Genomic DNA, 25,732 nt, shown 5'->3' with positions numbered 1-25,732 from the left:
CTTCAAGCCTTCAGCGTCTGGCTCAGGAATCCTGACGAACGCCCGTCGATATCCCCAAAGCCTTTAATTTTCGGTGCAGTGCTGACCGCTCCATACCGATGAACTCGGCAGTTCGCGAGATATTTCCGTTAAAACGGGTGATCTGCAGGGTAAGATATTCCCGCTCGAACTGCTCGCGCGCGTCGCGCAGGGAAAGGCCAACCAACTCTGCAGAGCCTGCCTTGGCCGCCGGAGACGGCCCCCGGCCCTGATCGCGCGGCAATTCGTCCACGCTGATCGGCCGGGCGGAATCGGCGGGCGACAGGATGAGGATACGCTCCACCAGGTTGCGCAGCTGGCGGATATTGCCCGGCCATTCCATCGACTGAAGCACGGCGAGCGCTTCCTGGGTAAAGCTGCGATAGGTGAGGCCGGACGTTTCGGCGATGCGCTCGCAGAAATAGTTGGCGAGTTCCACGATATCGTCCCGCCGCTCCGACAGGGAGGGCACGCGCAGCGGCACGACGCTGAGGCGGTAGAACAGGTCTTCGCGGAAATTGCCGGCGTCGATTTCGGCCTTGAGGTCTTTCGTCGTCGCCGCCATCACGCGGACATCGACCGTCACATCAGACCGGCCGCCCACACGCTGGAAACGCTGCTCGGTCAGCACACGAAGGATCTTGTTCTGTGTGCCGATGGGCATGTCAGCCACCTCATCCAGCAGCAGCGTGCCCGTATGCGCGCGCTCGAACAGGCCGACACGGACGGTGCGCCCCTGCTGGTCCTCTTCGCCGAAGAGGGCGATCTCCATCTGGTCGGGCGCAATCGTGGCGGCGTTCACTACCACGAACGGCCCATCGGCCCGGGCGGAGTTCTTGTGGATGAGACGGGCGGCGAGTTCCTTGCCGACCCCGGCCGGACCGGAAATCAGAACCCGGGAATTGGTCGGCGCGACCTTGTCCAGCGAGGCGCGCAGGGCAGCGGCGGCCTGGCTGTTGCCGATCCAGCGCTCCTCATCGCCCGTGCGGTTGCGCAGCGCGGCGTTCTCATAGCGCAGGGCGGCGGCCTCAATGGCGCGCTCCACCACCAGCATCAGACGATCAGCCTTGATGGGTTTTTCGATGAAGTCGAATGCGCCGCGGCGGATGGCGGCGATTGCCGTTTCGATATTGCCGTGGCCGCTGATGACGATGACCGGGAGGATCGGGTCGATCGACTTCAGATATTTCAGCACGGAAAGACCATCCATGCCGCTGCCCTGAAGCCAGACATCAAGGATCACGAGCCGGGGCGTGCGCGAGCGCACTTCCTCCAGCGCGCGTTCGGCCGTGTCAGCGGTGCGGACGGCATAGCCTTCATCGCCCAGCACACCGGCCATCAGTTCACGGATATCGGGCTCATCATCAACTACCAGGATGTCGAGTGCCATGCACGTCTCTCCTCTACAAATTCAACGGGTAGGGCACGCGGCCTTCGGCGCCTGCCTCTTCTATCGACATGTCTTCAAACTGCATCGCCAGCGCGCCATTTTCCGGCAGCAGCACGCGCACACGGGCGCCGCGCAGGCCGTCAGGACGGTTCTGCAGGGAAATTGAGCCACCATGATCGACGATGATGCGGTTCACGATGGCAAGGCCAAGCCCCGTGCCCTTCTCGCGCGTCGTCACATAGGGCTCCAGCAGGCGGTTGCGCACCTCGGCCGGGAAGCCGGGGCCGTTGTCCTCGATGATGATCTCCAGACCGCGCGCATCCTTCTGCAGGATGATACGGATATTGCCGGACACATCATCTCCCACCGACTGGCCTTCGATGGCCTCGGCGGCGTTCTTCAGGAGGTTTCCGAAAGCCTGGCCCAGCAGGCGCTCATCCCCCAGGAAGGGCGCGGTTTCGAGATCTGTATCCATCTCGATTTCGATGTCGGGCGACACGACGGTCTGCGAGAAGATCGCCCCCTGCAGCAGCGGGCGCATGTCAAACGGCGCCACGCTCGGCTTGGGCATCCGGGCGAAGGAAGAGAACTCCTCCACCATGTGTGCGATGTCATCCACCTTGCGCAGGATCGTCTCGATACACCGATCAAACACGCCATCGGGATCATCGATCTTCGGGCCATAACGGCGCTTCAGACGCTCCGTAGACAGCATGATCGGCGTCAGCGGATTGCGGATCTCATGGGCAATGCGGCGCGCCACGTCTCGCCAGGCCAGCTGGCGCTGGGCATTCACGAGGCGGGTCGTGTCGTCGAAGGTGATTACGCAGCCGCCCTCCGGCCCCATGGCCGTCTTGAGGCGAATATTGCGGGTTTCACCGCCCACGGTGATGTCCAGCGTGGCGTCCACCGGTGCGTCCCGCTCGATCGTGTCGCGCACATAGCGTTCAAATTGCGGTGCCACGTCCGACAGCGGCGCGCCTTCCATCTGCCCCGTGAGGCCCAGGAGTTCCGCCGCCGACCGGTTGGCCAGGCTGATAAGGCCATCGGGACCCACGCGCATGACCCCGGCGCCCAGTTCTGCCAGCAGGGTCTCGACGAAGCGGCGGCGGTCTTCCTCATCGTTCCGGGCACGGATGAGGTCTTCCCGCTGGGTGGCGAGCTGTTCGGTCATCGCGTTGAAGGAATGCGCCAGGGCGTGCAGTTCATCGACTGGCCCGGTGACCGGCACGCGCACGCTGAGATCGCCGTCGCGCACGGTATGCGCCGCCGATGCCAGGCGTCCGATGGGCCCGGTGACCCGGCCCGCCGCCTCAAGCCCCAAACGCCCCGCCAGCAGCAGCACAAGACCGGCAATCTGGGCATAGCCGATCACGAAGATCAGCTGCAGCCGCCCGCCGCTGCGCTTGGCGGCGTAGTATTCTTCCAGCGCCGCTTCCGCTTCGCGCAGCGAGCGCGCCGCGTTCCGGTCGAATACCTTCACGGCATAGATGTACCCGTCCGTGGGCGCCGAAATGCGGATCAGCGCGGTGGCAATGCCGCGCGCCTCGTAAAGCGTGGTTGCCACCGAGCCCTGATCGGCCTCGACATAGGCAGACTTGGGCGGCAGCAGCAGGATCGGCTCCTGAACGCTCGCCTCGGCCACAAGGTCTACCCCGTCGGCGCCGAGAATGGCGATGGTCAGGAATTCCCGGCTGGCCAGTTCCGAGCGCAGCCCGTCAAAGAAGGTGGCCGAAGCATAATCATAGATCGCCCCGTCGCCGTCTTCGGTGGGCGGGGCGATTTCGAGGCTCTTGTCCACCTGCCGCGCGAAGCTTTCCACATCCATGGCCGCCAGGCGCATGTCGGAATCGAAGGTGGCCTGGAAGTTTTCCACATAGGTGCGGAAGATTTCCGCATTCTGCTCCATCAGATGATCGACGCGCTCCCCCAGCCAGCGGTCGAGGCCGCGGGTGATGAAGGTGCCCATGAAGACCGCAACCACCATGGCCGGAATCAGCGCCGAGAAGCCGAACAGCAGCACGAAGCGGCGGGCGAGCTTGCCGCTGCCATCTTCCTTGCCGACACGGATCTGCAGGTATTCCCGCGTCACGATGATGGCGAGGACGGTCAGGAGGATGAAGTTCAGCCCCAGCAGCCAGGGGGTGGCGCCGGCGGTCGGGTCGTCGGGAACAACGCCGGAAATGGCAATGAACGTCGCAAACACCGCGACCAGGGCCGCGATGATGAAAAGCCCTTCAAACAGGGCCCAGCTTGCCTTGTTGGCCTGTGAGTTAGCTGTGGTCGACACTCAGTTCCGGTTCTGTTGGGGCCCCGCCCCGTTGCAAACGGGACACACTATCAGTGTCCCGCCCGCAACAGTGGTGCACTAAAGCCACAGATCGGTGTGTCGTCAATCAGTCTTCTGCAATGCCGAGGGCGTTGATCTTGGCCCGCAATGTGTTGCGGTTCATGCCCAGGAGCTGCGCCGCGCGAACCTTGTTTCCGGAGGTAACTGACAGAGCGAGCCGGATCAGCGGGCGCTCAACACGGTTAACAACCGATTCGTGGACATTGGAGTCTTCACCCTCACCGCCAGAGACGAGATCGCCCATCACATAGCGGTGCAGCAGGCCCTCGATCTCAGCCTCAAAGCCGAGGCTCGCGCCGGTCTGCTCGGCCACGCCCATCCGCATCTCGCGCTCGACATCCATCACCGTGATGACCGAATCGGAGCTGAGCACAGCCAGGCGCAGGACGAGGTTCTCCAGTTCGCGGACGTTGCCGGGCCAGTCATAGGCGGCCATCAGGTCCAGCGCCGACTTGTCGAAGGTGCGGGCGGCCAGGCCCTGACGCTGGGCGCGGATCAGGAAGGCCCGGGCAAGCTCGGGAATATCCTCCTTGCGCTGGCGCAGCGGCGGAATGGAGAGGCGCATCACATTGAGGCGGTAATAAAGGTCTTCCCGGAATTTGCCGTCTTCCACGAGCCGGCCAAGGTTGCGCCGGGTGGACGCGATCAGGCGGGCGCCGCCGGGTTCGCGCAGCAGCTTCACAAGCTGGGCCTGCGCTTCGGCTGGCAGGTCGCCGATCTCATCGAGATACAGTGTGCCACCCTTCATGTGGACGGCGCCGCCATTGCCATCGGTGCCGAAGAGTTCGCGGTTGATTTCGGCAGGCGGCATGGCCGCAAGGTCGAGCGCCACGAACTGGCCGCGCTTGGACTGGCCAAGCTGGTGGATGGCGCGGGCGGCGAGTTCCTTGCCGGTGCCGCTTTCGCCCTCGATCAGCACGGTGAGATCGGTATTCATCACCTTGGCGATCAGGCGGTAGACTTCCTGCATCGCGTCTGACCGGCCGATCAGCGGCAGCCCGGCATCGGCGACCGCCTTCTGGGCGTCGGGATGGATTGCCCGCTCCGGCGCCGGGGCCGCCTTCAGCGCGCGGCGGACAAGGCTGGAGAGGACATCGATGTCGAACGGCTTGGGAAGATAGTCGAACGCCCCATGCTCGGCAGCCGAGGCCGCAGTGAGGATGGTGTTCTGGCCGCTCATCACGATGAAGGGCAGGTCTGGCCGGGCCAGCTTCATGGAGGGCAGGAGATCGAAGATCGACGTGTCGCCGAGATAGACGTCCGTGACGACGACATCCCCTTCCCCGTTGCGGACCCAGCGCTGCAGCGCATCGGGCGAGCTGGTGGCCCGCACCTCATACCCGGCGGAAACCAGGGTCTGGTTCACGACGAGCCGGATACTGGCATCGTCTTCTGCGAGGAGTACGGTCTTGTCAGCCATGAGATTTTAAGCCTCCGAAAGCGGCAACAGGATGGTGAAGCGGGTAGCGCCGGGCTGGCTGTCGACGCGGATCTGCCCGCCATGGGCATTGATGACCTCGCTGACGATGGAGAGGCCGAGGCCCCGCCCGCCGGATTTGGTGGACTGGAACACATCAAAGATCGTGGCCTGATGCTCGCGCGGGATGCCCTGGCCATTGTCCTCGATGGAAATCAGCATGGCGCGGCGCAGGCCCGAACCGAGGCGCGCCTGCCGCATGGCAAGGCCTGCGGCATAGGCGGTGCGCAACACCACCTCGCCCTTGCGGCCCCCTTCGGAGGCAGCTTCGGCGGCATTGCGGACGATGTTCTGGAAGGCCTGCTGAAGATGGTCAGGATCACACATCATATCCGGAAGCGAGGGGTCAAAGTCGCGGCGGTATTCCACCCGCGCGCCCATGGCCGCGCGCTCGGACGCGATCACCTTGTCCAGCAGCGCATGGACATTGCAGGACTGCATCCGGGGCGCAGAGAACAGCTCGAACGCAGAGAGGCGATTGACCAGACGCTCGATCCGCCGGGCTTCGTCCTTGATGATATCCAGCAGTTCGGACTGGCCGGGATGGGCCTGACGCTCCAGCAGCTGGGCGGCGCCGATGATGCCGGCCAACGGGTTTTTCACCTCATGGCCAAGGATACGCCCGAAGCCAGCGGCCCCGGCAACACCCTCGCCGGAATCGCGCGAGGGTGCCTCGGAAAGCGCCAGGATGAAATTGCCGCCTTCGACCGTGCGCAGGCGCACATCGCAGATCGTGCGCATCTGCATAGACGGGCCGGAGACCGGCGTGGACGGCGCGGTGATTTCGGCGGGGTCGCGCTCGGCCCGGTCGATCAGTTCGAACAGGATGGAATCGTGGAAGACAACCTCGCTGAGCGGCCGGCCGACGAGGGCGCGGCGCGACAGCTTGAACAGGTCTTCTGCAGCGGGGTTCACATTTGCAACGCGGCGGCGCTGGTCAATGTGCAGCAGCGCGATGGGGGAGAGATCGGCGAGGCCTGAGGGCCGCTCACCTGTCAACGTACTCATAACTATACTGCCTTTTCCAGCGTCTGGCCGAGATAGACTTTCCGCAGCGCGGCGATCAGCTCTCCGGCGTCCCCAATACGGCAGAGATCAGCGCGCAACTGCCGGCGCTCGGCAGCCGGCAGATCGGTTTCGAGTTCGTCGATGGCGGCAGAGACATGCTTGCGCACCATCTTGAGGCCAAGGCTGGCCCCATAAAGATCAAGGGAATCAGAGATCTGCTCGCAAAGGCTGGCGAGCTGTTCGCCGAGGCCCGGCTTGCGCCAGGCGCGCCCCTCAAGGGCAGCCGCCACCGAGCCCAGCAGCCAGGGCCGGCCCATGGCCGCGCGCCCGATCATCACGCCATGCGCGCCGCTCTGGCGCAGCGCCTCTTTCGCCGAGACCAGATCGCAGATGTCGCCATTGACGATCACCGGCAGGCTGACCGCTTCAACAGCCGGGCGGACGGCGGCCCAGTTGGCCGCGCCTGTGTAAAATTGGCAGCGTGTGCGGCCATGGACGGTGAGCATCTGCACGCCCTTGGCTTCTGCCATGCAGGCGAGTTCGGGGGCGTTGTGGTTGTCGTCGTCCCAGCCAAGGCGCATCTTGAGGGTGACCGGGCGGGCGCCTGCGCCCTGAAGGGCGGCGTCGATGATCTCCCCCGCCAGCGGCAGATCCCGCATCAGGGCGGAGCCGGACTGGCCGCCAGTCACCTGTTTGGAAGGGCACCCCATATTGATGTCGATCACATCAACGCCCGCTTCGGCCATCAGCACGGCGCCGGCGAGCATATCCTCGGGGCGGCGGGCAGCGAGCTGGACGATCCAGGGGCCTTCGCCTTCATGGCGGCAGGTGCGGCGGACCACATCGGGGCGGGCCTGGGCCAAGGTTTCCCCGGCGACCATTTCCGACACGACCGCCGGGGCGCCGAAATGCACCGCCTGCCGCCGCATGGGGGCGTCGGTTGCGCCGGACATTGGCGCCAGCCAGACCCGAGGTGCCTTAAAATTGGTCATATCCTTTTCTTTCCCACTTTTCATTTTTTCGCAAGCGCACAAATCATGGGCAAATAATTCCCCTTTTCGGGACATTCCGTGGAGTAGCCAGCCGCGCGCGGGTCGCTTACAAGCCGGATCATGACTGAGGCTGTAGCAATCATCGTGGCCGGAGGCACTGGCCAGCGCGCAGGGGCCGAGCGCCCGAAACAGTGGCAAACCCTGCTGGGAAAGCGGGTGATCGACTGGTCGATCGACGCATTCTATAGCCATCCTCAGATCTCGCGGGTGGTCATCGTCGCCGGGCCAGAGCTGGGCGAATTACCGGCTGACGGCAAAATTATTCAGGCAAAACCGGGCGATACGCGCACGCAATCGGTGCTCAGCGGGCTGGCGGCAGCGACGGTGAGCGAGGGCGCCACAGTGCTGATCCATGACGCGGCCCGCCCCGGCATCGATGCAGCGACCATCGCCAAACTGCTGGCGCGGCTGCAGGACCCGTCCGTGTCAGGGGCCGCCCCAGCGCTGCCAGTGGCGGACGCGTTGAAGTCAAATCGCGGACAAAACTGGACAAATGTGGACAGAACCGGCCTCTTCCGGGTCCAGACACCGCAAGCATTCCGCCTCGGCGAGATACGCGCCGCCCTCGCCGCTGCCGGGCCCGACCTTGTGGACGACCTCTCCGCCATCGAGGCTGCCGGGGGCACGGTTGCCATGGTGCCCGGCTCGGCCCGCCTTTCCAAGATCACCTATCCGGAGGATTTCGACATGCTGGCCCGCCTCCTCGCCCCCGCTGGCACCCCGCGTATCGGCAAGGGGTATGACGTGCATGAGTTCGAGGCGGGGGATCATGTGACCCTGTGCGGGGTGGCCATTCCGCATATCGCCAAACTCAAGGGCCATTCGGACGCCGACGCGGCCTGGCATGCGCTGACCGATGCGATCCTCGGCGCGGTGGCGCTGGGGGATATTGGCGACCATTTCCCGCCATCGGACCCGCAATGGAAGGGCGCCGAGAGCGGCATCTTCCTGAAGGAGGCCCAGAGGCTCGCCGAGGCGAAGGGATACGTGATCGCCAATTGCGACATCACGGTGATCTGCGAAGCGCCGAAGGTGAAGCCCCACCGCGAAGCGATGCGGGCACGGACGGCGGAGCTGCTCGGCCTGCCGCTCGACGCTGTAAGCGTGAAGGCGACGACGACCGAGGGGCTGGGCTTCACCGGGCGGCGCGAGGGGATTGCGGCGGAGGCGGTGGCGCTGCTGGTGCCGAGGGGCTGACCTTTAAGGGCTGTATCCAGCCTCAATCCCCCTCCGTCCGCCTCACAGGGAGGATGAAGTCGCGCCCGGCGAAGCGCCCTGCCCTTACCTCGCGGCATTATTTTCAAGGCTTCGGCTTCATGAGAGCTTTCCGGCCAAAAGAAGACCGGGAGGAAGGCATGGACGATATTCTGATCACCGAGAAGCGGGGGCATGTGACGGTGCTGACGCTGAACCGGCCTGAGGCGATGAATTCGCTCGACTATGAGCTGTATGACGCGCTGGAGCAGGCGGTGCGCACCTCGGATGCGCGGGCGATTGTGATTACGGGGTCGGGAACCCGCGCCTTCTGCGCCGGGGATGATGTGAAGAAGATCCTCTCCAAGGGCGCGCCGGTGACGCCGGAGCGGGCGGCCAAGGCGAAGGAGACCGGCGGGCTGCCCCCCGCGGCAGACGCCCTTCTGCATACGGATATTCCGGTGATCGCGGCGATCAATGGCTTTGCGCTTGGCTGGGGCGCGGAGCTGGCGATCATGGCGGATATGCGGGTGATGGCGGACACCGCGAAGTTTGGCGAGATTTTCGTGACGCGGGGGCTTTGCTGCGACGCGCCGGGGCTTGGGCGGCTGGCGCAGCTGGTGGGCCGGGAAAAGGCGAGCGAGCTGCTGTTTACCGGGGATGTAATCGACGCGGCCGAGGCGAAGGCGATTGGGCTCGTCAGCCGGGTGGTGAAGCCTGAGGAGCTGATGCCGACGGCGCTGGCGCTGGCCGAGAAGATTGCGGCGAACCCGCCTCAGGCGGTGCGGTCGCTGAAGGCTGGTCTGCGCCGGACGCTGGACCCCGATTGGCGCGACACCGGCAAATGGGCGATCACCGAAATCCGCCGCCTGATGCAGACGGCCGACGCGAAGGAAAGCGCCGCCGCCTTCATCGAGAAGCGAAAGCCGGTCTTCACGGGCAACTGATCGGGCGCTAGACAGGGTTTCATGTTTCCAGATCGCCTTCGCAACCTCGCCATGCTGGTGCTCGACGATGCCGAGCGCGCCCGCCTGAAAATCGCCACCGCCGAAAGCTGTACCGGCGGCCTTGTCGCCGCGCTGCTGACGGAGATACCCGGCTCGTCCACCGTGGTGGAGCGGGGCTTTGTGACCTATTCCAACAAGGCCAAGGAAGAGATGCTGGGCGTGCCCGGCGATGTGCTGGCAGACTTTGGCGCGGTTTCCGAACCTGTGGCGCGGATGATGGCCGAAGGGGCGCTGGCCAACAGCCGGGCGAACATTGCCGTCTCGATCACCGGGGTGGCCGGGCCGGGAGGCGGTACACGGATGAAACCGGTGGGCACCGTTCACCTTGCCTGCGCGCGGGAGAACCGGGCCGTGCTGCACGAGATGTTGCAACTGGGCGACATTGGCCGCGACGCGATCCGGCTGGCGGCGGTGGAAGCGGCGCTGAATTTGATTCAGGCGCAGACGCGGTAGGCTGAAATGCTGGGGTTTAACGCATCGCGCAAGGCGTTCCTTCCCGCCATTTCGTGCCCGGAACTATCCCCACTCGTCACCCTCGATGCGCGCAAGCGCATCTGAGGGCCCATCATCTGAAAATTCAGCATGCGCGTGGGGATGAGGCTGGAGATGGGCACTCAGACGGGCTGCGCCCGTCGAGTGTGACGAAGACAAGAGCGCAGGGTTTTGTTTCACGCAGCAGTTTTGGCCGGACGCAGCGGGGGCTGGCCGGTGTTTTGGGCTGAATTCGGGGGATTGTGGGTGCTAGGAGGTGTCGGCGGTGGCCGAGAGGGCGCAGGCCCCCTTCGTCAGGGCGCTGAGCGCCCTGCCACTTCCCCCGCGCGTGCGGGGGCAGAAAAGAAGTCGCGCCTTGGGGAGAAGGTCGATCGGGATCGCCGAGGACCAACTTGGATCATCCCACGCTTTGCGTGTGGGTTCTGCTGGTCTGTAGGCGGAAGGATCGGGCCTCTGGTCGCCGAGATATTCGATTCGGACCCTCCCCCACCAGCTGATGCGGATGAGCGCGCCCGTGCGGCCGGCGGCCTGGACGTGTTTTGCGGCGATCCACATCTGCCAGACGAACACCCACCAGAAGAACGGATGCACGAGCGCGAAATACTCCGCGAGCGCTGGTTCCTTGCTGAGACGGGCGATACTCATCATGGGACGGAGGATACGCCCGGCGCGGGAGGGGGTGGACAAGGTTTGCGGGATTTATTTTTAAGGCGTTGAGGGGATTGGGGATTTTGGACGCGGAGGGGGCGGGATTTGGGGGATAGGTGTTGCGGGCCCACTCTATCCTTCGACTTCGCTCAGGATGAGCTCAAAAAACGCTGTGCCAGAGAAGCTCATCCTGAGCGAAGTCGAAGGATGGGCGGGGTGGAAGACCCTCACCTCCAATCGCTTTGCGATGGCCTGCTCCGGGCGTTTGCAGTGCAAACGCTGGTCCTCCGCAGCCTCTCCTACTTCGCGGGAGAGGGGTTAAGGGGTGTCAAGCCGATGGGGTGGAATACCGCCGCCTCGCTTCTTCCAGGAAAGCGCTCAGGATACGGTCGACCGCCAGATCATGATTGGCGGCGGCGAGGAAGGCGATGACGGGGTTTCGGAACTCGTAATTGATTTCGAGGGACACGTCCGAGGCGCCCGCAACGCTTTCGGTGATGCGCCATTCAGCGAAGAGTTTGCGGAACGGGCCGCGCACGAGGGAGGCGGTGACGCGGGCGGCAGGCTCATCGGCGACGACGCGGGTGGTGAAGCGCTCGGTGAAGCCTTTGAAGCCGACGACCACCTCTCCCAAGCATTCGTTCACGCCGGGCCCGGCGGCGCGCTGGTCCGACACGCGCAGGGCGGTGATCCACTTTATAAAGTCCGGATAGCGGGCAATATCGGAGACCAGAGCAAAGCACTGCTCCGGCCCGTAAGGCACCCGCATCGTCTTGGTGAAACGCGGCACGCCTTATGCCTTGCGGGCGGCGAGCCAGGCTTCGCGGGCGGCGCGCAGCTGGGCGAAGTCTTCCCCCGCATGGTGGCTGGAGCGCGTCAGCGGGCTGGCCGAGACCATGAGGAAGCCCTTGGCGCGGGCGATCTCTTCATAGGCCTTGAATTCTTCGGGCGGCACGAAGCGGTCAATCGCGGCATGTTTGCGCGTAGGCTGAAGATACTGGCCGATGGTGATGAAATCGACGCCAGCCGAGCGCATGTCGTCCATCACCTGCATCACCTCTTCCTTGGTTTCGCCGAGGCCGACCATGAGACCGGACTTGGTGAATTGGGAGGGATCGCGGTCCTTCACTTTCTGCAGCAGACGGAGGGAATGGAAATAGCGCGCGCCGGGGCGGATGGAGAGATAGAGGCGCGGAACGGTTTCCAGATTGTGGTTGAACACATCCGGCTTTGCATCAATGACGCGGTTTTCCCAGCCATCCTTGCGCAGGAAATCCGGCGTGAGGATTTCGATGGTCGTGTTCGGCGCGGCGGCGCGGATGGCGTTGATCGTGTTGACGAAGTGCATGGCGCCGCCGTCTTCCAGATCGTCCCGGTCCACCGAGGTGATGACGACATGGGAGAGGCCCATTTCGGCCACGGCCTCAGCCACGCGGCGGGGCTCGTCCTCATCCACGCCGGGTTTTGGCTTGCCGGTGGCGACGTTGCAGAAGGAACAGGCGCGGGTGCAGACCTCGCCCAGGATCATCATGGTGGCGTGCTTCTTGTCCCAGCACTCGCCGATATTGGGACAGCCAGCCTCCTCGCAGACGGTGACGAGGCCCTTCGACTTCACGATATTGCGCGTCTCGGCATAGCCCTCGGAGGTGGGCGCCTTGACCCGGATCCAGTCCGGCTTGCGCAGCACGGGCGTATCAGGACGCGCCTGCTTTTCGGGGTGGCGGGGACGCGGGGCGCCGGTGCGGGTGTCGATGAGGTTGGCCATGGCCGAAAAATGGCCCTTCTGCTCGATTCCATCAAGCGGAACCCTGTGCAGACGACCCATGCACCGGCGGCTGGACACTGGCAATAACTGTTGCAGATATGACGCAACATGACAGAATATTACACAAATCGGCAGAGACCGTAGCGATTCAGGGCGGAAACCTATGCAGCAATCCATCCAGCCACTGGTGCCCGCACCGCTTGACTATAAGCCGCAGCGCACCCGGACTGACGTATTCTCCGCGCTTATTCGCGCCTCGCGCGAGTTTGGCGGGAACAAGGTGATCCTTGTTGACGGGGACGAGCGGGAGCTGACCTACAAGGACATCATCAAGGGCGCCTTCGCGCTCGGCTCGGCGCTGAAGAAGGGCACGAAGAAGGGCGAGGCTGTGGCCATCATGCTGCCCTCGGGCGCCGGATCGGTGATCGCCTTCTATGCCCTGTCGGCCTATGGCCGCGTGCCCGCGATGCTGAACTTCACCGCCGGATCGAAAAACCTCAAGGCGGCGCTGAAGGCGGCCAAGGTTTCGCGGATCGTGACGGCGCACAAATTCGTGGAGCTGGGCGGGCTGGACGCGCTGGTGGCCGATCTCTCCACGGTGGCAGAGATTGTCTATCTGGAGGATGTGCGGGAGACCCTGTCGCTCAGCAACAAGCTGTCGGCGGTGGCGGGGATGCTGCTGCCGGGGCTGGTGGCGGCGGGGCCGAGCCACAAGAAGCCGGGCGTGATCCTCTTTACCTCCGGCACCGAGGGCGAGCCCAAGGGCGTGGTGCTGAGCCATGAGAATGTGATGGCGAATGTTGAGCAGGTGCGCGCGCATATCGGTCTTGGTCCGGACACGGATGTTCTGTTCAATCCCTTGCCGACGTTTCACTGCTTTGGCCTGACGGTGGGCGCGGTGTTGCCGCTGGTGGCGGGCATCAAGGTGCTGTTCCACCCTTCCCCGCTGCAGCCCAAGGAAATCGTGCGGCGCATCCGGGAGAGCAAGGCGACCCTTATGCTGGCGACGGATACCTTCATTTCGCAATATGCGCGCACGGCTGGCGACGGCGATCTCGACAGCATTCGCCTGGCGGTGTGCGGCGCGGAGCGCGTGAAGGACGAGACGCGCAATTATGTGCGCCGGAAGTTCAATATCGAGATACTGGAAGGCTATGGCGTGACGGAAAGCTCGCCTGTGGCGGCCGCCAACAAATGGGAGGATAACCGTCCGGGCACGGTGGGTGTTCTGATGGCCGAGATGGAAACCAAGCTGGTGCCGGTGGACGGCATTCCCGATGGCGGGCGCCTGCACATCCGCGGGCCCAATGTGATGATGGGCTATGTGCGCGCGACCAATCCCGGCGTGATCGAGCGGCTGATCGATGGCTGGCATGACACTGGCGACATCGTGAACATCGATGAAGACGGGTTTATCCGTATCCTTGGCCGGGTGAAGCGGTTTGCCAAGATCGGCGGGGAGATGGTGTCGCTGGCGGTGGTGGAGAATTGCGCGGCTGCCGTGTGGCCGGACAATATGCACGCCGCCGTGACCCTGCCCGACCCGAAGAAGGGTGAGCAGGTGATCCTGCTGACCGATGCGCCGGGGGCGACGCGCGATCCGATCCTCACCTGGGCGCAGAACCACGGCGTTCCGGAAATCTCCGTGCCGCGCCGGGTGTTCCGTGTAGATGCCATTCCGGTGCTGGGCACCGGCAAGGTGGATTATGGCGCCGTGCGGATCGAGGCCGAGCGGTTGATGAACGACTGAGCTACGCCGCGTCGCTCAGCGCAGCTTCGCCTTCGTCCAGGAAGCCCTGGATGATCGCGGCGGTTTCGTCTGCGCGGGTGACCAGGAAGAGGTGGCCGCCGCCTTCGATCACTTCAAGGCGCGCATCCGGCAGGGCGAAGTTCAGGATGTGGCCATTGGCCAGCGGCACGATGGTATCGGCGTCGCCCATGATGACGAGCGCCGGCATCCTCAGGAAACGGATGAAAGGCAGGCTGGACCAGCCCGCGAAGGCGAGCATCTGGTAGAGATAGCCTTTGGGATCTGGCGGCATGAGACTGTCGATATGGCCACCAGCGGCGCCATCGGCGGCGTCACCATAGAGTTTGGCGAAATTCTCGCGCATGAATTCGGGATCGGAATAGCGGCGCGTATCGACCATCTTCGACAGGGAGGCCGGGCGGCCGGGGATCATGGTGACGCCGGCCGTGGTGGCGCAGAGAATGAGGCGCTTGACGCGGCTGCGATACTGGAAGGCAAACTGCTGGGCCAGCGCGCCGCCCCAGGAAACGCCCATCACGTCCATCTCGTCGATGCCGTAACGGTCCACCAGCTTGCGGATCCAGCGGGCGAGCATCCAGTGGCGGTAGGGCCATTGGGTGACCGGGCTGCCGCCGACGCCGGGAACGTCCAGCGTGAGGATTTCCCGATCCGGGAACATGTCTCCCAGGCCGCTTGCCAGCTCCAGATTGGCGCCGATGCCGTTGAAGAAGACGAGCGGGCGGCCAGCGCCCTGCCCTTCCACCGGCCAATGGGCGACCCGCAGGAGGACGCCATCGACATCTTCCATCGTGATAAGGGGGGTGCGGACGTTCGATACCATCAGACTTACCTATTCCTGCCGGTTTCTGATTTCCATAGGCGCTCAGCAGCGGCGCAAGGTAGACCGCAGCGCATCCTGAGCGAAGTAAAAGGAAGGCTGAGACGGGCCCCGGCCCCTTCGACTTCGCTCAGGATGAGCCGTCCGATGCACGGGCGCGGGGTCATTTTTGCCTATCTCTAGTCGTTGAAGACGTAGCGGCCCGGCGCTGCATAGATGGGGGGGAAGGCTTCGTTTCCAAGCTCTTTGGGTGCAGCTTTCAGCGGGCCGGAGCGCTCTTTCAGCCACTGGCCCCAGAGCGGCCACCAGGAACCGGTCTGTTCTTCGGCGCTGGCCGCCCATTCATCCGCCGTCGGCTTGATTTCCTTGCCACGGAAATACTTCGCCTTCGGATTGCCCGGCGGATTGATCAGGGACTGGAGGTGTCCGCTGGAGGAGAGGATGAATTCGACATTTTTCGAGCCGAGCAGCGCGGGCGTACGGTAACAGGCTTTCCAGGGCGTGATGTGGTCTGTGACACCGGCCACGACGAAAGCATCTGCCGTGACCTTGCTGAGGTCTGCCATATGGCCGGCCACTTCCACCTTGCCCGGATTGTCGAAGGGCTGGTTCAGGGCCACGTCGAGATAGTCCGAATGCAGGGCCGCGGGAAGATTCGTGGTGTCGTTATTCCAGAACAGAACGTCATAGGGCGGAGGATCTTCGCCCATCAGATAGTTGTTGACGACATAGTTCCAGATGAGGTCGTTCGGACGCATCCAGGCGAACATGCGGGCAAGATCATCGCCCTTCAGGATGCCGCGCGATTTTGAGTATTTCCGCGCGATTTCGAGGCTGCCATCCGACACGATCTGGCCGATGTCGCTGTCATCCCGCTGCGGGTTAAGGACGCAGACCATGAAGGTTAGCGAGTTGATGCGCTTGTCGCCTGCGGCGGCCAGAAGGCTGGCGAAGGTGGCGGTGGTGATGCCGCCTGAGCAGGCGCCGGAGACGTTGAGCTTTGGCGATTTGGTGATCTTGCGGACGACTTCGCTGGCCTGGATCAGGCTGTCGATATAGTCGCCAAGGCCCCAATCCTTGTGCTTTTTCGTGGGGTTGCGCCAGGAGATCACGAAGGTTTGCTGCTCCATGGCCAGCAGGAACTGGACCATTGACGTCATCGGCGTCAGGTCCATCGCGTAGAATTTGTTGATCTGTGGGGGGATGATCAGGATCGGCGTCTTGTGGACCTTCTCGGTGAGCGGAGCATACTGGATCAGCTCCAGCATCTCATTCTTCCAGACCACCTGCCCTTTCGAAATGGCGAGGTTTTCGCCGACCTTGAAGGGGCGCTTGTCGACCTGCGCGGGCAAGCCGCCATTCTTGGTGAGATCCTCATAGAGGTTTTTCATGCCCTTGAGCAGCGACAGGCCGCCGGAATCGACCACGCGCTTGGCAGCGGCAGGATTGCCCACAAGGGTGTTCGTTGGCGCGATGGCATCGGTGATCATGCCCATCACGAATTTGGCACGGGCCTGTTCCAGCTCGCCCATCTGGATCTCGTTGACCCAGTTGTGGAGGTGTTCCTGCGTGGCGAGGTAAGACTGCATGCCGCGCTTGTAGAAGGGGTTATGCTCCCAGGCGGGATCCTTGAAGCGGCGGTCTTTCTTGTCGGCCTCGCGCTTGGACTTGCCGAGAATGATTTCGGTGTTCTCGCTGGTGATCTTGCTGACCATCCTTGCGGTGGTGACCGGGTTGGTCATGGTCGAGCGCAGCATCATGGCGACGGCGCCGAGCAGTTCCTGGCGGTTGAAGCCGCCCAGCAGCGGGTTCAACGCTGCCGTATTTTCAGCCGCATTACGGGCGATTTCGTCTTTCGGTGACGTCACGTCTATTCCTCCCCAAGATCTTCCGGACTGTCACCGGGTTTCTGGCCCAGCCGCCGGTTTTTAACCATGATCCCTTTCTTTTCCTGAAAGAGAACACGGTGAAGTTTATGATAAAATTCGTTTCACAGTCAGTTTTCTCTGTCAAACTGCTTCACTGGCCATGAAAACGCGCGACCGTATCCTTCAGGTGAGCCTGCTTCTCTTCAATGAAGAGGGCGAGGCGCAGCTGTCTTCTGTAGATGTCGCCAATGCGCTGGAGATCAGCCCCGGTAACCTCTATTATCATTTCAAGGGCAAGGACGCGATCATCCGGGCCCTTTATGACCGGTTTGAAGAGGAGATGCGCGTTATCCTGCGCGGCTCCAGCGGGGGTGTTGCCTCGATCGAGGACAACTGGGTCTACATCTACATCCTGCTGGAAGAGATATACGACTTCCGTTTCTTCTACCGGGATCTTGCGGGGATGATGTCCCGCTACCCCGACCTGGCAGGCCGCTTCCGCGCGTTGAGTGCGGAGAAACGGGCCACCATCCAGCGCATCCTTGACGACCTGGCGCGGCTCGGCGTGATCGACATTGATCCGCGCCTGAAGCCGCCCCTGACCCAGCAGATCATCACCACACTGACCTTCTGGCTGGCCGGTGATGCCCTGGCAAAGGAAGCGCATGACGGCCCTGCCCTGATCCACAATACTGTGTTCCAGGTGATGTGCCTCATCGTGCCCTATATGGGCGCGGCGGGGCCTGCCGCGCTAAGCGGCATGATCCGTCATTTCGAGGAAACAAAGTCCTGACCCGGACGGGTTGACCTTTGCCAGCCAATGGCCCGGCAGCATCCTCCCGTCTTCCCGGTTTTGGGCCGAAGGCACAAAGACCGGGATCCAGCTTTCCTGAGGCTCTGGGTCCCGGACATTGCCTGCGGCAATTCCGGGAAGACGGCGGAGAAGGCGCGCTCCTCCGCCTCTTGCCCAAAAGCGTTTAGCTGGCGAGGGCTTTCGCCTGTTTCGCCCAGTCGCCCTTCAGCACGCGGCCACGGGCGCCGATCTGAATGTCGAGCGCTTCGAGTTCGGCTTTCTTCATGGCGGCGATCTGCGCAAAGCGGGTGATGCCGGCTTCGTTCAGTTTCTTCGCCATGGCCGGGCCGACACCGGTGATCTGCGTCAGATCGTCGGCAACTTCGGCTTCGATCGGCTCCATGGCAGCCTTGACGGCCTTGGAAGCGCGGGTGGCGACGCGTTTGGCAGTCTTGGCAACGTCTGCGCCGGTTTCGGTGGCAACCGCTTCGATCTCGGCAGTGAGACGGGCGATACGCTCTTTCAGGTGCAGGTCGCTGGCCTTGGTGCGGGCCTTGGCGGTGACGCTGGCGACTTCGTCTTCCAGCTTGTCGACGCGGCGGGCGAAGGCTTCACGGGCGGTGCCGAGGCCTTTGACGCCGAGCAGGTCGCGCATGCGCTCCATGCGGGCTTCAAACTGGGTCTGAGCTTTCGACTGGAATTCGCGGGCGGTTTCGACCGCCTTGGCGACATTGCCGGAGGCTTTGGTGAAGCCTTCATTACCGGCGAGGCGGGCGCGGACATCGTGCTCGATTTCAGCGCCGCGTTTGACGAGGTCTTCGAACACTTCGGCAGACTGCTTGTTCACGACGGTCGCGCCGGCAAGAGCGGAGTCGTAGGCTTTGCCATAGGCGCCGACGCCGGCGAGCCAGATCTTGTAGGCCATCTCGGTGGATTGGGCCTCGATTGCCTTGCCAGCGGCCTGAGCTTTGGCGCGGGCGGCAGTTTTGGTGGTCTTCTTGGCCATGAGTATCTCCCTGGCGGCTTGGTCTATGACGCCGGATGTAGGGAAAAAGTCTAGAAAGCGCATACTAATCGCGGCCCGGCGCTTGAATCCCGCTGGGGAAGCCCTCTATCCACTGGGGCAGACAATCAGAGGAGACCTCCCATGAGCGCAGTTGATTACCAGGTGGACGGCAAGACCTATGAAGGCTGGCTGGTGAAACCCGAAGGCAAGACGAACGCCCCTGTGGTGGTGATCGCCCATGCCTGGGGGGGCCTCACCGATAATGAGAAGCAGAAGGCCGCCATCGTGGCGAAAGAGTTCGGCTATGCGGCCTTCGCCATCGATGTTTACGGCAAGGGCAAGCGCGGCGAGACCGTGGAACAGTGCCAGGCGCTGATGAACCCGCTGGTGGGCGACCGGGCCGAGCTGCAGAAGCGGCTTGCGGGCGGGCTGGCGGCGGCGAAAGCTCAGGACGGCGTGGATGGCTCGAAAGCAGCTGCCATCGGCTTCTGCTTTGGCGGGCTCTGCGTGCTGGACATGGCGCGGGCGAACCAGGACGTGCTGGGCGTGGCGTCCTTCCACGGCCTCTTCCGCCCGGCGGAGAATATTCCGCAGCCGAAGATCAAGGCGAAGGTGCTGATCGAGCATGGCTGGCTCGACCCGATGGCGACGCCGGAAGATTTCCTGGCGATTTCCAAGGAGTTTGCCGGCGCGGACTGGCAGGCGCATGTGCACGGCCATTCCTACCACTCGTTCACGACTGTGGGCGCCAACAACGCCGAAATGGGCACGATGTATAACGCGGACGCCGACCGGCGCAGCTTTGCCTATCTGAAGACGTTCCTGGCCGAACTCTTCGGCTGATCCTTCATCGGATAGTCCGGATACGGAAAAGGCGGAAAACCCATTTGGGCTTTCCGCCTTTTTCTTGGCCGGTTTTTTTGGGGGGACGCCAGCGGCGGCGGTGCCCTGCCCCTAGCGTTTGCGGCGCTCGTGGCTCGGCAGGTTGCGGGTGGGCCACACATAGTCGCTGTCGAGCAGCGTTGCGTCGACCGCTTCCACGGTCAGCTCAAGCTCGCCATCACCGGCAAAGAGCAGCGTGACCTTGCCGCCCGGCGGCTCGGCATCGGGCGCGAACTCGATATTCAGCAAGGAGAGGATCAGCTCGGGATCGGCCTTGGTGATGCCGCGCGTTTTCACCGCCATCACGCCATCAAAGCCAAGGATGGAGCGCACGCGCTCGCCCGGCTGGCCCTTGCGGGTGGGCGCGGTTTCCCAGCGGTAGCGGTTGATCTCCAGGCTGAAGCGGCGGTGTTTCTGCTCGTATTTCAGGTTCCCGGCCTTCACGACCGAATCCTGCACAGCGGCCGCGATGATCTTCAGGTCTTCGGCTTCTTCGGTGAAGAGGCGGAGGGGTTTGGGGTCGGTCATCGGTTCTCCCAGCGGAACTTTGGCCTTGAATTTGTTCATTGCCGCATTCGGCGGGGAACCTCAACGGAAAGATGAAGCCATGAAGCCCCTTCTCCTGAGGGAGAAGGGGTTGGGGATGAGGGGGCGCAACGCCTCTACGACTCGCAACGCTTACAGGTCGCTCTCCCTCACCCCCAGCCCTTGCTCGGGAAATCGCAGTGCGATTTCTTTTCATCGCAAGCCCAAGGGAGAGGGGTGGACATCGTGCCATGTGGAAAGATCACTCTTCTTCCCCGGACCGCCGCTCAATCCTTGCGCCGCAATTGCCCAGCTTTTCTTCCAGGCGCTCAAAGCCCCGGTCGAGGTGGTAGATGCGGTTGACGATGGTTTCGCCCTGGGCGGCGAGGCCGGCGATGACGAGGGAGACCGAGGCGCGCAGGTCTGTCGCCATCACAGGCGCGCCGGTGAGCTGGGCGACACCCTTCACGACCGCTTCCTGGCCGCGCACGGTGATGTCTGCGCCGAGACGCGCCAGCTCCGGGGCGTGCATGAAGCGGTTTTCGAAGATCGTCTCGCGGATGATGCTCGTCCCGTTTGCCAGCGTCATCAGCGCCATGAACTGGGCCTGCAGGTCTGTCGGGAAGCCGGGATGGGGCTGGGTGGACAGGCTGACAGCTTTCAGCGGCGTGCCGTTGCGGCGGATGCGGAGGGTGGCGGCGGCCTCATCGGCGTCGACCGTTACGCCCGCTTCGCGCAGCTTGGCGATCATGGCGCCGAGGGCCGCCACGGGCGCGCCTTCCAGCGTGACATCCCCGCCGGCGGCGGCGGCGGCCATGGCGAAGGTGCCCGCCTCGATCCTGTCCGGCATCACGGGATAGGTGGTGCCTTTCAGCGATTCGGCGCCCTTGATACGGATGATGGGCGTGCCTGCCCCGGTGATCTGCGCGCCCATAGTGTTGAGGCAGTGGGCGAGATCCTCAATCTCCGGCTCGCGCGCGGCGTTCTCCAGGATGGTTTCGCCCTTGGCCAGCGTGGCGGCGAGCATGGCATGTTCGGTCGCGCCGACGGAAACTGTGGAAAAGTTGATATGCGCGCCCTTCAGGCCGTGGATGGCGGCGGCCTTCACATAGCCCTGCTCCACCCGCAGGTCTGCGCCCATGGCTTCCAACGCCTGGAGGTGAAGGTCCACCGGACGCGCGCCGATGGCACAGCCGCCGGGCAGAGACACGGTGGCATGGCCCGAGCGCGCCACCAGCGGCCCGAGCACATTGAAGCTCGCCCGCATCTTCCGCACCTGTTCATAGGGCGCGATGGTGGATTTCAGCTCCGCTGCGTTGAGATGGCAGGTGGATGAGCCCTTGGGCCAGTAAACCTCCACCCCCAGCGTTTCCAGCAGCTGCGCCAGGAATCGCGTGTCCGCCAGATTCGGCATATTGGTAAATTCCACCGGCTGATCGGTCAGCAGGCAGGCGACCATGAGCTTCAGCGCCGAGTTTTTCGCGCCGGAGACGGGAATGCGGCCGCTCAGGGGGCTGCCGCCAATGATGTGAAGACGATCCATGGCGGCAGATATACCGTGCTTCGCGGCTTTGTAAGGGCCGGATTGTGAAGGGAAATGCGTTTTAGGCGCAGATTTATGGCGCCGCGTGTTCGGGCCGGGGTCTCACCCGCCAGAATCGCCGGATTTGGGTGGGGCAGCGGCCCCTTCCTTGCGCGCGGCAGCCTTGCGGCGGCGCAGATTCGCCCGCAGCGCCTCGGCCCGGCGGGCCTCGCGCTCCTGCTGTTCGGTTTTCTTCGAATTGTCTGTCATATTCAGCGGCAAAATGGTCTTTTCATATCGGCAGGCTTACGCTAAAGCCCCGGAACCCAACCGGCAATGCCGCCTTAGCTCAGGGGTAGAGCGCATCATTGGTAATGATGAGGTCGAGAGTTCAATTCTCTCAGGTGGCACCAGCCCTTCCACATTGAAATGCGAAATGCCCGGTCCTTCAGGAACCGGGCATTTGCGTTTTCAGGGGCTGTGGAATTCTTACTTCCGCACGCGGTCTGCCTTGCCGAAGGTGGCGTCCAGGCGGGCGACCAGTTTTTGCAGGGCGGAGCCCACGGCCTCTTCGGGGGTGGCGGCGCGGTCGCTGGCGGTCAGCGGATCGCCATTATAGGGCCGCGCTTCGATCACCGCTTCGATGCCGTCTGGTCCTTCGCGGCGGGTGCCGTCCGTATCGCGGACATGCACTTCGATGCGGGAGAGGCGCGGCTTGAACCGCTCCAGCCGCTCGCGGAAGCGGGTTTCGAAATGCGCTTCCATGCGCGCGTCACCGTCCACCTTGTTACCGGTATTGAACTGGAAATCCATCAGCGCACCTTCCGGCTGCGTTCGAGAACCGGGCGATGGCCTTCCGCGTCCAGCGCGCCCATGGGCGGCTCATCGGCGCGCGCTTCGTGGATCTGGCCTTCGCCAGCCGTGCGGGATTCGGGCGTCTGGGTTTCGCGCTCGCGCTCAGCCTTCTGTTTCAGCTCAAGCGCGTGGCGGGCGTGATCGGCCTGGGTTTTTTCGTCTTTTCCGGATGAACTGGAGTTGCTCATGCAGTGCCTCCCGTTTTGGCGTCATGCCGCCCTTGTGGCGGTCACTGTAAAGGCAACGCGGGAGGCGCGGCGGGGTTCCCGCGGTTACGCACGCTTCAGACGCGCTGCCTGCCAAGCAGCGGCAGCACAGCCAGCCCCACAATCAGCACGCCGAGGCCGAAGAAGGCCCCGCCCTGCACATAGAGCACCGCCGAAACCAGCATTGCCGAACTGGTGAGGATGAACAGCAGCGGCAGCAGCGGATAGAGCGGCACGCGGAAAGGCCGTTCTGCTGCAGGCTCTTTCATGCGTAGACGGATGAGCGCGGCGCCGCTGGCGATCAGGAACACCCAGTAGACCGGCGCGGTATAATCCACCAGCGTTTCAAAGCCGCGATAGGCCGCGCCAAAGCCGACGAGCAGAAGGGAGATGATGCCCTGCGCCAGAATGGCGTTGCGCGGGCTGCGGGCTTGTTCGTCCCAGCGGCCGATCCATGAGAGGGCGGGCAAACGCGCGGCGGCGGCATAGGTGGTGCGCGCGCCCACGAGGATGGTGGCGTTGACCGAGGTGGCCGCCGCCGCGACAACGGCGAGGGCGAGGATGACGCCGGCCTTTTCCCCGAAGGCGAGGGCCATCAGGTCTGCTGCGGGGGCAGACGCGCCGGAAAGACCATCCAGCCCCAGGCCGCGCAGCATGGCCCAGGCCGTCAGCAGATAAAGCCCGGTGATGAGGACAATGGCGATCACCAGGCCGCGCACCATGCCGCGCTGGGCATCTTTCACCTCCGCCGAAAGGGTGGCCGATTCCGTCCACCCGCCAAAGGCCAGCAGCACGAAGACGAGGCCATAGCCGATGCCGCCCAGGCCGGGCATGTAGGGCGATCCCGGCGCAAGCGGCGGAGTGCCCTGAAGGGCAATCTTGACGCCGGCCGCCACCAGCACCAGAAGACCTATGATCAGTATAATGACAAGGCTGCTATCGCTCGCCTCCCCTGCAGGCCGCAATTTCAGGGCTGTGAGGCCGATGACGCTGGCGAAGGCATAGATCGCCGGGCCGTGGGGGCCGAGATCGATCACGCGGTTCATATAGTCGCCGATCACGAAACCGAGCAGCGCTATGGCGCCGGTATTGATGACTGCGAGGCGCGCCCAGGCGAAGAGGAAGGCGAAGTGCCGCCCCCAGGCCCGCTCAAGGAAATGATAGTCCCCGCCCGCATGGGGAAAGGCGGCGGCAAGTTCCGAATAGCAGAGCGCGCCCATCAGAGAGATGAGCCCGCCGGCGATCCAGAGCAGGTAGACCGCCGCTTCCGACCCCGCATTGGCCGCCACCAGCGCCGGGGATTTGAATATGCCCGCGCCCACAACCATCGCGATGGTCACTACCACGATATACCGCGTTGTCAGATTGCGGGTCGGGGAGGACGGCGCAGGCGCTGCCATTCTCAGGTCAACGCGCGGTGAAGGGCGGCCTGCCACCCTTTCAGGAGGCTCTCGCGGGCGGCGGTGTCCATGCGGGGCTCGAAGCGTTTGCCTGGCACTTCGCGGGCGGCCCAGTCTGCCGCGCTCAGCCAGCCGATCTGCATCGCCGCCGCTGCCGCTGCGCCGAGCGCCGTCATCTCGCGATAGTCGGGCCGCAGAACGGGGAGCGCGCAGATATCGGCCAGGAACTGCATCAGCCAATCATTCCCCACCATGCCGCCATCGACGCGCAGTTCCGCAATCGGGGCGCCGTCACCAGCGAAGGCGGCGAGCAGATCGTGTGTCTGGTAGGCAACCGATTCCAGCCCTGCACGCACGAGATGTGCCGCTGTGGCCGCGCGCGTCAGCCCCGCGATGAGGCCGCGCGCCTCTGCATTCCAGTGCGGCGCGCCGAGGCCCGTGAAGGCCGGCACCATATAGACCCCGCCATTATCCTTCAGGCTGGCGGCGGCCGCTGCGCTTTCGTCCGCCCTCTGAATAAGCCCCAGATCATCGCGCAGCCATTTGATGACCGTGCCCGCATTGAAGATGGAGCCTTCCAGCGCCATCGCTGCTGCCCCCGGCAGCTCATAACCTACCGTGCCCAGCAGGCGGTTTTCCGAGACGGGCCGCGCCGCGCCGGTATTGGCGACCAGGAAGGCACCGGTGCCGAAGGTGATCTTTGCCTGGCCGGGCTTCAGGCAGCCCTGCCCCACGAGCGCTGATTGCTGGTCTCCGAGGATCGAGGCCACCGGAATCTCCCGGCCAAACAGCGCCGCCTCGGCCATGCCGAAATCCGCCGCGCTGGGCTTCACTTCGGGCAGAAGCGACTGGGGCACGCCCATCATCGCGGCCATTGCCGGGCTCCAGCCGCCCTCCCCGCCAAGGCCCAGCCGGTAAAGCAGCGTGCGCGAGGCGTTGGTGACATCGGTGGCGTGGACCTTTCCGCCCGTCAGGCGCCAGAGCAGGAAGCTGTCGATTGTGCCGAAGGCGAGGTCTCCAGCCTCTGCCCTTTCCCGCGCGCCGGGCACATTGCTCAGTACCCAGTTGATCTTGGTGCCGGAGAAGTAGGGGTCCAGCAGCAGGCCGGTTTCGGCCTGAACATCGGCTTCATAGCCTTTCTCTTTCAGCCCGTCGCAGAAGGCCGCCGTGCGCCGGTCCTGCCAGATGATGGCCGGGGCGAGCGGCTTGCCGGTCTTCCGGTCCCAGACGAGCGTGGTTTCCCGCTGATTGGTGATGCCGATGGCGGCGATGCGCGCCGCCCCGCCCGCCTTGGCGATCACCGCGCGGCAGACCGACAGCGTGCGCGTCCAGATCTCCTCGCCATCCTGCTCCACCCAGCCATCCTGGGGATAGCCGAGCGCCACCTCTTCCTGGGCGAGGGCCACCTCGCGGAAATCGCGGTCATACACGATGGCCCGTGTAGAGGTCGTGCCCTCATCCATGACGAGAATAAAATCGCTCATTCGCCCTGCCTTTTTTGAGCAAAGCCTAGCACCCAGCCAGCCACCCGCAAGCGAGTCGTTTGAGTGCCGCTTTTAATACACAGCACACGAGTAACCTGGCGGCCGACGACAAACGCCCGGGAATACAGCTGCACTGCTTTGCGATTGCAGAATTTTCTTGAGAGCGTGCGGTTGCCTGTGCTCTATAAAATCCATCAGAAAG

Annotated in this window: 24 protein-coding genes and 1 tRNA gene; 7 read left to right on the top strand and 18 right to left on the bottom strand. The window is 63.9% G+C overall.

Annotated features, from left to right (window positions below; all coding sequences use genetic code 11):
• Positions 1–22: 22 nt before the first annotated feature.
• The 5 genes from ntrX to HPO_RS08555 all read right to left on the bottom strand — a co-directional run bounded on the left by ntrX (position 23) and on the right by HPO_RS08555 (position 7,235).
• Positions 23–1,408, bottom strand: coding sequence for a nitrogen assimilation response regulator NtrX (gene ntrX / locus HPO_RS08575; RefSeq protein WP_035597027.1), 1,386 nt, complete (start codon positions 1,406–1,408; stop codon positions 23–25).
• A gap of 13 nt (positions 1,409–1,421) precedes the next feature.
• Positions 1,422–3,698, bottom strand: coding sequence for a HAMP domain-containing histidine kinase (locus tag HPO_RS08570; protein ID WP_051612463.1), 2,277 nt, complete (start codon positions 3,696–3,698; stop codon positions 1,422–1,424).
• 106 nt (positions 3,699–3,804) lie between these two features.
• Positions 3,805–5,178: a sigma 54-interacting transcriptional regulator gene (locus HPO_RS08565; RefSeq protein WP_035597025.1), complete on the bottom strand. Its 1,374-nt coding sequence runs from the start codon at positions 5,176–5,178 to the stop codon at positions 3,805–3,807.
• Between the two features lie 6 nt (positions 5,179–5,184).
• The gene (locus tag HPO_RS08560) at positions 5,185–6,243 is read right to left on the bottom strand and encodes a two-component system sensor histidine kinase NtrB (protein ID WP_035597022.1); all 1,059 of its coding nucleotides are present in this window, start codon (positions 6,241–6,243) and stop codon (positions 5,185–5,187) included.
• A gap of 2 nt (positions 6,244–6,245) precedes the next feature.
• A complete protein-coding gene (locus HPO_RS08555) occupies positions 6,246–7,235 on the bottom strand; it encodes a tRNA dihydrouridine synthase (RefSeq protein ID WP_035597020.1) in 990 nt (329 codons plus the stop codon).
• 120 nt (positions 7,236–7,355) lie between these two features.
• On the opposite strand from HPO_RS08555, the gene HPO_RS08550 reads away from it, so the two are divergent.
• The 3 genes from HPO_RS08550 to HPO_RS08540 all read left to right on the top strand — a co-directional run bounded on the left by HPO_RS08550 (position 7,356) and on the right by HPO_RS08540 (position 9,949).
• Positions 7,356–8,492, top strand: coding sequence for a bifunctional 2-C-methyl-D-erythritol 4-phosphate cytidylyltransferase/2-C-methyl-D-erythritol 2,4-cyclodiphosphate synthase (locus HPO_RS08550; protein ID WP_035597017.1), 1,137 nt, complete (start codon positions 7,356–7,358; stop codon positions 8,490–8,492).
• A gap of 158 nt (positions 8,493–8,650) precedes the next feature.
• A complete protein-coding gene (locus tag HPO_RS08545) occupies positions 8,651–9,436 on the top strand; it encodes an enoyl-CoA hydratase/isomerase family protein (RefSeq protein ID WP_035597165.1) in 786 nt (261 codons plus the stop codon).
• A 21-nt stretch (positions 9,437–9,457) separates the two neighbouring features.
• A complete protein-coding gene (locus tag HPO_RS08540) occupies positions 9,458–9,949 on the top strand; it encodes a CinA family protein (protein WP_035597015.1) in 492 nt (163 codons plus the stop codon).
• 288 nt (positions 9,950–10,237) lie between these two features.
• Here HPO_RS08540 and HPO_RS19725 read toward each other — a convergent pair whose 3' ends face one another.
• From HPO_RS19725 to lipA, 3 genes are all read right to left on the bottom strand, one after another.
• Positions 10,238–10,636 carry a hypothetical protein gene (locus tag HPO_RS19725; RefSeq protein ID WP_051612461.1) on the bottom strand — a complete coding sequence of 133 codons (399 nt, stop codon included), beginning with the start codon at positions 10,634–10,636 and terminating at the stop codon, positions 10,238–10,240.
• Positions 10,637–10,964: 328 nt separating this feature from the next.
• Entirely contained in the window at positions 10,965–11,426 is a 462-nt protein-coding gene (locus HPO_RS08525) for a type II toxin-antitoxin system RatA family toxin (RefSeq protein ID WP_051612460.1), read from the bottom strand.
• A 3-nt stretch (positions 11,427–11,429) separates the two neighbouring features.
• Positions 11,430–12,401: a lipoyl synthase gene (lipA, locus tag HPO_RS08520; protein ID WP_035597159.1), complete on the bottom strand. Its 972-nt coding sequence runs from the start codon at positions 12,399–12,401 to the stop codon at positions 11,430–11,432.
• A gap of 163 nt (positions 12,402–12,564) precedes the next feature.
• On the opposite strand from lipA, the gene HPO_RS08515 reads away from it, so the two are divergent.
• Positions 12,565–14,151 (top strand): AMP-binding protein, encoded by a 1,587-nt coding sequence (locus tag HPO_RS08515; protein ID WP_051612459.1) that lies wholly within the window; start codon positions 12,565–12,567, stop codon positions 14,149–14,151.
• A gap of 1 nt (position 14,152) precedes the next feature.
• Here the strand turns inward: HPO_RS08515 and HPO_RS08510 are convergent, their stop codons facing one another.
• Both HPO_RS08510 and HPO_RS08505 read right to left on the bottom strand, forming a co-directional pair.
• On the bottom strand, positions 14,153–14,992 hold the full coding sequence (locus tag HPO_RS08510; RefSeq protein WP_035597008.1) for an alpha/beta fold hydrolase: 840 nt from the start codon (positions 14,990–14,992) through the stop codon (positions 14,153–14,155).
• A 176-nt stretch (positions 14,993–15,168) separates the two neighbouring features.
• Entirely contained in the window at positions 15,169–16,857 is a 1,689-nt protein-coding gene (locus tag HPO_RS08505; RefSeq protein WP_035597005.1) for an alpha/beta fold hydrolase, read from the bottom strand.
• 160 nt (positions 16,858–17,017) lie between these two features.
• Here HPO_RS08505 and HPO_RS08500 point away from each other — a divergent pair, with 160 nt between their 5' ends.
• Complete coding sequence (locus HPO_RS08500; protein WP_051612458.1) at positions 17,018–17,650, top strand: TetR/AcrR family transcriptional regulator; 633 nt, start codon at positions 17,018–17,020, stop codon at positions 17,648–17,650.
• A 184-nt stretch (positions 17,651–17,834) separates the two neighbouring features.
• Here the strand turns inward: HPO_RS08500 and HPO_RS20875 are convergent, their stop codons facing one another.
• The gene (locus HPO_RS20875) at positions 17,835–18,656 is read right to left on the bottom strand and encodes a phasin family protein (RefSeq protein ID WP_051612457.1); all 822 of its coding nucleotides are present in this window, start codon (positions 18,654–18,656) and stop codon (positions 17,835–17,837) included.
• 141 nt (positions 18,657–18,797) lie between these two features.
• Here HPO_RS20875 and HPO_RS08490 point away from each other — a divergent pair, with 141 nt between their 5' ends.
• The gene (locus HPO_RS08490) at positions 18,798–19,499 is read left to right on the top strand and encodes a dienelactone hydrolase family protein (RefSeq protein ID WP_035597001.1); all 702 of its coding nucleotides are present in this window, start codon (positions 18,798–18,800) and stop codon (positions 19,497–19,499) included.
• A gap of 111 nt (positions 19,500–19,610) precedes the next feature.
• Here HPO_RS08490 and HPO_RS08485 read toward each other — a convergent pair whose 3' ends face one another.
• From HPO_RS08485 to HPO_RS20815, 3 genes are all read right to left on the bottom strand, one after another.
• Positions 19,611–20,105: a DUF2948 family protein gene (locus HPO_RS08485; protein ID WP_084324240.1), complete on the bottom strand. Its 495-nt coding sequence runs from the start codon at positions 20,103–20,105 to the stop codon at positions 19,611–19,613.
• A gap of 220 nt (positions 20,106–20,325) precedes the next feature.
• Complete coding sequence (gene murA, locus HPO_RS08480; protein WP_035596998.1) at positions 20,326–21,606, bottom strand: UDP-N-acetylglucosamine 1-carboxyvinyltransferase; 1,281 nt, start codon at positions 21,604–21,606, stop codon at positions 20,326–20,328.
• 102 nt (positions 21,607–21,708) lie between these two features.
• Positions 21,709–21,855: a hypothetical protein gene (locus HPO_RS20815; RefSeq protein WP_199285906.1), complete on the bottom strand. Its 147-nt coding sequence runs from the start codon at positions 21,853–21,855 to the stop codon at positions 21,709–21,711.
• 68 nt (positions 21,856–21,923) lie between these two features.
• Here HPO_RS20815 and HPO_RS08475 point away from each other — a divergent pair.
• Positions 21,924–21,998, top strand: a tRNA-Thr gene (locus HPO_RS08475).
• Between the two features lie 76 nt (positions 21,999–22,074).
• Here HPO_RS08475 and HPO_RS08470 read toward each other — a convergent pair.
• The 4 genes from HPO_RS08470 to glpK form a co-directional block, all read right to left on the bottom strand.
• On the bottom strand, positions 22,075–22,398 hold the full coding sequence (locus tag HPO_RS08470; RefSeq protein ID WP_035596995.1) for an HPF/RaiA family ribosome-associated protein: 324 nt from the start codon (positions 22,396–22,398) through the stop codon (positions 22,075–22,077).
• A complete protein-coding gene (locus HPO_RS08465; protein WP_035596992.1) occupies positions 22,398–22,628 on the bottom strand; it encodes a hypothetical protein in 231 nt (76 codons plus the stop codon). Before HPO_RS08465 ends, HPO_RS08470 begins: the two co-directional genes overlap by 1 nt.
• Positions 22,629–22,723: 95 nt before the next feature.
• Positions 22,724–24,046 (bottom strand): APC family permease, encoded by a 1,323-nt coding sequence (locus HPO_RS08460; protein ID WP_035596989.1) that lies wholly within the window; start codon positions 24,044–24,046, stop codon positions 22,724–22,726.
• 2 nt (positions 24,047–24,048) lie between these two features.
• Positions 24,049–25,530 (bottom strand): glycerol kinase GlpK, encoded by a 1,482-nt coding sequence (glpK, locus tag HPO_RS08455; protein WP_035596987.1) that lies wholly within the window; start codon positions 25,528–25,530, stop codon positions 24,049–24,051.
• Positions 25,531–25,732 lie beyond the last annotated feature (202 nt).

Source organism: Hyphomonas polymorpha PS728 (assembly GCF_000685315.1).
Lineage (GTDB): Bacteria > Pseudomonadota > Alphaproteobacteria > Caulobacterales > Hyphomonadaceae > Hyphomonas > Hyphomonas polymorpha.
This window is presented reverse-complemented; position numbering and strand designations above follow the sequence as displayed.

Bases quoted from the DNA above. Each gene is read 5' to 3' on its own strand.
- ntrX (WP_035597027.1), bottom strand. From the start codon at position 1,408: ATGGCACTCGACATCCTGGTAGTTGATGATGAGCCCGATATCCGTGAA.
- HPO_RS08565 (WP_035597025.1), bottom strand. From the start codon at position 5,178: ATGGCTGACAAGACCGTACTCCTCGCAGAAGACGATGCCAGTATCCGG.
- HPO_RS08560 (WP_035597022.1), bottom strand. From the start codon at position 6,243: ATGAGTACGTTGACAGGTGAGCGGCCCTCAGGCCTCGCCGATCTCTCC.
- HPO_RS08555 (WP_035597020.1), bottom strand. From the start codon at position 7,235: ATGACCAATTTTAAGGCACCTCGGGTCTGGCTGGCGCCAATGTCCGGC.
- HPO_RS08550 (WP_035597017.1), top strand. From the start codon at position 7,356: ATGACTGAGGCTGTAGCAATCATCGTGGCCGGAGGCACTGGCCAGCGC.
- HPO_RS08545 (WP_035597165.1), top strand. From the start codon at position 8,651: ATGGACGATATTCTGATCACCGAGAAGCGGGGGCATGTGACGGTGCTG.
- HPO_RS08540 (WP_035597015.1), top strand. From the start codon at position 9,458: ATGTTTCCAGATCGCCTTCGCAACCTCGCCATGCTGGTGCTCGACGAT.
- HPO_RS19725 (WP_051612461.1), bottom strand. From the start codon at position 10,636: ATGATGAGTATCGCCCGTCTCAGCAAGGAACCAGCGCTCGCGGAGTAT.
- lipA (WP_035597159.1), bottom strand. From the start codon at position 12,401: ATGGCCAACCTCATCGACACCCGCACCGGCGCCCCGCGTCCCCGCCAC.
- HPO_RS08515 (WP_051612459.1), top strand. From the start codon at position 12,565: ATGCAGCAATCCATCCAGCCACTGGTGCCCGCACCGCTTGACTATAAG.
- HPO_RS08510 (WP_035597008.1), bottom strand. From the start codon at position 14,992: ATGGTATCGAACGTCCGCACCCCCCTTATCACGATGGAAGATGTCGAT.
- HPO_RS08500 (WP_051612458.1), top strand. From the start codon at position 17,018: ATGAAAACGCGCGACCGTATCCTTCAGGTGAGCCTGCTTCTCTTCAAT.
- HPO_RS20875 (WP_051612457.1), bottom strand. From the start codon at position 18,656: ATGGCCAAGAAGACCACCAAAACTGCCGCCCGCGCCAAAGCTCAGGCC.
- HPO_RS08490 (WP_035597001.1), top strand. From the start codon at position 18,798: ATGAGCGCAGTTGATTACCAGGTGGACGGCAAGACCTATGAAGGCTGG.
- HPO_RS08485 (WP_084324240.1), bottom strand. From the start codon at position 20,105: ATGAACAAATTCAAGGCCAAAGTTCCGCTGGGAGAACCGATGACCGAC.
- murA (WP_035596998.1), bottom strand. From the start codon at position 21,606: ATGGATCGTCTTCACATCATTGGCGGCAGCCCCCTGAGCGGCCGCATT.
- HPO_RS20815 (WP_199285906.1), bottom strand. From the start codon at position 21,855: ATGACAGACAATTCGAAGAAAACCGAACAGCAGGAGCGCGAGGCCCGC.
- HPO_RS08470 (WP_035596995.1), bottom strand. From the start codon at position 22,398: ATGGATTTCCAGTTCAATACCGGTAACAAGGTGGACGGTGACGCGCGC.
- HPO_RS08465 (WP_035596992.1), bottom strand. From the start codon at position 22,628: ATGAGCAACTCCAGTTCATCCGGAAAAGACGAAAAAACCCAGGCCGAT.
- HPO_RS08460 (WP_035596989.1), bottom strand. From the start codon at position 24,046: ATGGCAGCGCCTGCGCCGTCCTCCCCGACCCGCAATCTGACAACGCGG.
- glpK (WP_035596987.1), bottom strand. From the start codon at position 25,530: ATGAGCGATTTTATTCTCGTCATGGATGAGGGCACGACCTCTACACGG.